This window comes from Variovorax sp. P4_D9 (genome assembly GCF_056401695.1).
This window is the reverse complement of the sequence record NZ_JBFUIU010000792.1, coordinates 1-4,047: the sequence shown is the minus strand read 5'-3', so window position 1 is coordinate 4,047 and position 4,047 is coordinate 1. Positions and strand designations below refer to the sequence as shown.

Annotated in this window: 5 protein-coding genes and 3 pseudogenes; 7 read left to right on the top strand and 1 reads right to left on the bottom strand. The window is 61.2% G+C overall.

Annotated elements, in window-relative coordinates; translation table 11 throughout:
- The 6 genes and pseudogenes from AC1DY5_RS45300 to AC1DY5_RS45275 form a co-directional block, all read left to right on the top strand.
- On the top strand, window positions 1-592 hold a 592-nt coding region (locus AC1DY5_RS45300), incomplete at its 5' end, for a DesA/ISL3 alpha bundle tail domain-containing protein (protein WP_478120936.1).
- Window positions 589-747: a DUF3309 family protein gene (locus AC1DY5_RS45295; RefSeq protein ID WP_478120935.1), complete on the top strand. Its 159-nt coding sequence runs from the start codon at window positions 589-591 to the stop codon at window positions 745-747. The genes AC1DY5_RS45300 and AC1DY5_RS45295, both read left to right, overlap by 4 nt.
- Before the next feature lie 398 nt (window positions 748-1,145).
- On the top strand, window positions 1,146-1,697 hold the full coding sequence (locus AC1DY5_RS45290; RefSeq protein WP_478120934.1) for a hypothetical protein: 552 nt from the start codon (window positions 1,146-1,148) through the stop codon (window positions 1,695-1,697).
- A 123-nt stretch (window positions 1,698-1,820) separates the two neighbouring features.
- Window positions 1,821-2,080 (top strand): annotated as a pseudogene (locus AC1DY5_RS45285) (transposase); the annotation flags it as partial.
- 171 nt (window positions 2,081-2,251) lie between these two features.
- The gene (locus AC1DY5_RS45280) at window positions 2,252-2,713 is read left to right on the top strand and encodes a hypothetical protein (RefSeq protein WP_478120933.1); all 462 of its coding nucleotides are present in this window, start codon (window positions 2,252-2,254) and stop codon (window positions 2,711-2,713) included.
- Window positions 2,714-2,722: 9 nt separating this feature from the next.
- Window positions 2,723-3,181: pseudogene (locus AC1DY5_RS45275) on the top strand (Mu transposase domain-containing protein); the annotation flags it as partial.
- 153 nt (window positions 3,182-3,334) lie between these two features.
- Here AC1DY5_RS45275 and AC1DY5_RS45270 read toward each other — a convergent pair.
- Window positions 3,335-3,542, bottom strand: a pseudogene (locus AC1DY5_RS45270) (IS110 family transposase); the annotation flags it as partial.
- Window positions 3,543-3,744: 202 nt separating this feature from the next.
- On the opposite strand from AC1DY5_RS45270, the gene AC1DY5_RS45265 reads away from it, so the two are divergent.
- On the top strand, window positions 3,745-4,047 hold a 303-nt coding region (locus tag AC1DY5_RS45265), incomplete at its 3' end, for a helix-turn-helix domain-containing protein (protein ID WP_478120937.1).

The window sequence follows — 4,047 nt, the reverse complement described above, 5'->3', positions numbered from 1 at the left end:
GCTCCACAACAACCACCATGCCTATGTCACCTCCGCCAGGCTGACCAGCAAGTGGTGGGAGTTCGACATTGGCTGGATGTACATCCGCATCCTGGAAATGATCCACCTGGCCAGGGTGCGCAAGGTGGCGCCCAGGATTCGCTACAACACATCCAAGACTCGTTGCGATGTGAGGACCCTGCAGGCCGTCATCACCCACCGGTACGACGTGCTGGCCAAGTTCGCCAGATTCTTGCGCCCGACTGCCGTGGAGGAACTCCTCAGCGTGCGGGCCAGCACGAACCCGAGTTCGACCGACGCCAGAGCGCTGGATCCGGTTAAGTACTTGCTGCAAAGGGACGCGAAGGGACTTCCGGACAAAGAACGTGCCGTCCTTGACCAGGCTCTGCATTCCAGCACGGTGCTGAGCACCATCTACTCGATGCGGCAAGAGCTCATTGGCCTGTGGAGCCGATCCGCCGCCTCGAAGGAACAGTTGGTGAAACAGTTGGAGGACTGGTGCCGGCGCGCTGAGCAAAGCGGCGTTGGCGCACTGCGCGAATTTGCTCGAACGCTGCGCCGCTACGACTCACTGACGGGAGAAATGAAATGACATTGGGAACAATTCTGCTGATCATTGTGATTCTGCTGCTCATCGGCGCGATTCCATCCTGGCCCCACAGCCGGGGTTGGGGCTACGGCCCCAGCGGGGGGCTCGGGCTGGTGCTTCTGGTCCTGATCGTTCTGTTGTTGGTGGGAAAGATCTAGCCGTCGCCTGGAGGGCTGAGCACGGAACAACAACCTCAGCCGGTTCTGCCTGTCCCGACGGCTCCATTCAGACGAATCCTTTCCATGACCACGCCAACGGCGGACTCGTCACCGCACCAGCGGCCTGAAATCCAAACCATCCACTACGGGCCGCGCTGCGTCGCGACCCTGACGGGCGGAGACTGGGGCGCGCATGCAATCCGTGCGGTGGCGCGCGTTGGCAATGGTGTGGGTCCGGGATGCAGAGGGCACGAATGTTCGGTAACGCACAGACCAGACGTGCTCGGCCTTCTACAAATGGTGGAGGCGACGTGGCGTAGCGCACTTTGCCCGGCGCTCAAGCAAGGGCGCGGTCAATGCTTTGCGACCCCTAGGTCTGATGGCCAAGAAAGGCTCGTATGAACACGTTTTTCAATCTCAAGGCTTCATTGATTGTCGTCGCCATGCTGGTGCTGCCAATGGCACAGGCAGCGACGATGAGCAAGGCCGACTACACGGCCGGCAAAACCCGCATCAGCGCGGACTTCAAGGCCGACAAGGCGGCGTGCGCCCCTTTGGCTGACAACGCCAAGGACATCTGCGTCGAAGAAGCCAAGGCCAAGGAGAAGGTCGCGAGCGCCGAACTGGAATACGCCCATACCGGGAAGTCCAGCGACCACAACAAGGTGCTGAAGGCAAAGGCTGAGGCGGCCTATGCGGTCGCCAAGGAAAAGTGCGATGACCAATCGGGCAATGCCAACGACGTGTGCGTCCAGGAGGCCAAGGCCATCGAGACCAAGGCGCTGGCCAACGCCAAGATGGGCAAGGAGATCGGCGAGGCCAAGGTCGACGCCAGCCAGGCGAAGCGCGATGCCGACTACAAGGTCGCCGCCGAGAAGTGCGACGGCATGTCGGGTGATGCCAAGGCCGGTTGTATGGCGGCCGCAAAGGCAAAGTTCGGCAAGAACTGAGCCTCAGGACGCACTGAAAAGCCACTCGCCCTCCGCCTGCCAACACTCAAGTTGAGCGGCGACACGTCCGATGGAGACATGTGAAGGTCTGGGCTACTGCCGGTCTCAAAGACACTTGGTAAGGTGTGGAATGAAACCGGAGGTGGTTCATGGGAACGAGAAGGCAGTTCAGCCGAGTTCAAGCTTGAGGCTGTCAAGCTGGTGAAGCAACGAGGCGTGTCTGTGGCGCAGGCTGCACGCGAGACCTCGATCTGCACGAGAACGTGTCGCGCAAATGGGTACGTGAGGCGACAGCGGACCCGCAGCAGGCGTTTCCAGGTCAAAGCGTGATGAAGCCTGAGCAGGCCGAACTGGAGCGTTTCAGCTCGACTGCTAAACGACTCGGAGGCCGAAGTGCGGCGCCTGCGCAAGGCCCTTGAAGAGGCCGTGGCCAGCAAGGAAGCACTGCGCCACGTGCGTCGAATGTTTGTCCCCACATGGACGGGCTTCTTGATGTCGTCAATAATCTCGCGTCGCCGACCGCCTAGCCCTGCACAACTACTCCAAGACCCCCGATGCCTGAGATTGACTTGTCGGCGCAGGTCGCTGCAGTTCGTAGCGTTCTTTCCACCGAAGGGGTTCGCCCTGCGTTGGCGCTCCTCAATGACAGGACGCAGTACAGATACACAGCCATTTACAAGTTGGGCGGCGAGGCGATGCACTCGACGCATGTCTTCGATCGTCACTCTGAATACCGCACCTGGTTGAAAGCAGTTCCTCTAGACAAGAGCTTTTGCCAGCACGCGATCGAGCAGGGCGAATTCGCGACCAGCCATGTCTCGAAAGACCAGCACCTGATGACCTACCGCCCCTACGTCGGCCTCGTCGAGTCATACTACGGACGGCTGCTGACGCGCAATGACGGGGCGCCCTATGGCACGTTCATCCATTTTGACCTGGAACCACGAAGCATCCCCGCAAGCGAAGTTTCCTTTCTCCAACGCGCGATACCTCTGTTTCTCGACTACTTGGACTGATCTGCAGCGTCGCAGGTCAGCAGCACCTGCCTTGTCTCGATGACGACTCGATGCCGTGCGAGCTGGCCGGGCAGATTGTCAGCACGCACCTGGGGCCGACGCGCGTGACGGTAGTGGCCGGCGATGCCGTCGTGGCCGAGCGCGAGCGATTGACAGGCAAGGGCAAGACACGCTGCGACTGGCAGCATTACATCCCACTGGTGCAGAGGAAGCTTGGAGCGCTGCCCAATGGGGCCTCATTCACGGACTTACCGCAGTCGCTGCAGCGAGTTGCGCCGCGCGCTGTCGCGCGAGAGCGGAGGCGACCGCCTGATGGCCCGGGTGCTGGACCTGGTACTGACGGCGGGGTTGGAGGCGGTTCTAGTGGCCGTGGAGTTGGCGCTGTCGCTGCTGGTGCTGATACCGCCGATTGCCAACACGGCCCGCTATGAGCGACTGCGCGACATCCAGGCAGCCGACCATGCGTGACGTCATTGCCGAACTCAAGGCCCTGCGTCTGTATGGCCGGCCGAGACCTGGGTCGATCTGATTGAACAGAACAAGGCAAGTTGGAACGATCGCGCTGTGCGGGCATCACGCAGGAGCGTCAGATCCTCGCAAAGTTAAGTAATACGGTGCTGCGACATGGCAGATGCCCTTCGAGATGACCAGGCCGAACTCGCCGAGCAGGCTGCGGATCTGGTTGGCCTGCGCTGTACGGGCGATGACAAAGCCCTGGCGCGCGCAATGCAGCGACACCACGGCTTGCCGCACTCTTCACCGGCACAAATCGCATACTGGGCCAGGTGACGGCTTCGCAGATAGCCTCGGCATCAGCCGCGGTCCCGCGTTGGTTGCCCTGCCTCTTGGGCCGAATACGTCTTCTCTGCTACGCCGGCCTCTTGTTCAGAAGAATCCAGTCCTACGTAGCGACTGGTTGCGTGCCTATTGATTCATCACGAATGTTTGCCTATTGATATTTTCGTAAATCATGACAACCGCTGAGCGCGCCGAGCGTTATGCCTCCAGGAATAATGCTGGAGGATATTGGCATGGTGCAAAAGCGATTGAGCGAGGCGGCGAAGAAGCGATTGCGGGCGGGGCGAATGCTGCTGGCCGGCAAGAGTTGCGCCGATGCGGCCCTGGCCGTCGGGGTGGCTCGGCAAACCGTGTACACATGGAAGCGCCTGCTCGATGAAGGCGGCATTGATGCGCTTCGAGCCGTGCCCGAGCGCGGGCGTCCGGCCCAGCTGGATGGGGGGCAATTGGCCGCCGTGCGCGCGGCCATCCTGCAAAGCCCGACCGAACATGGATTTGCCACCGAGCTGTGGACGCTCAGGCGGGTGGGCGCTGTC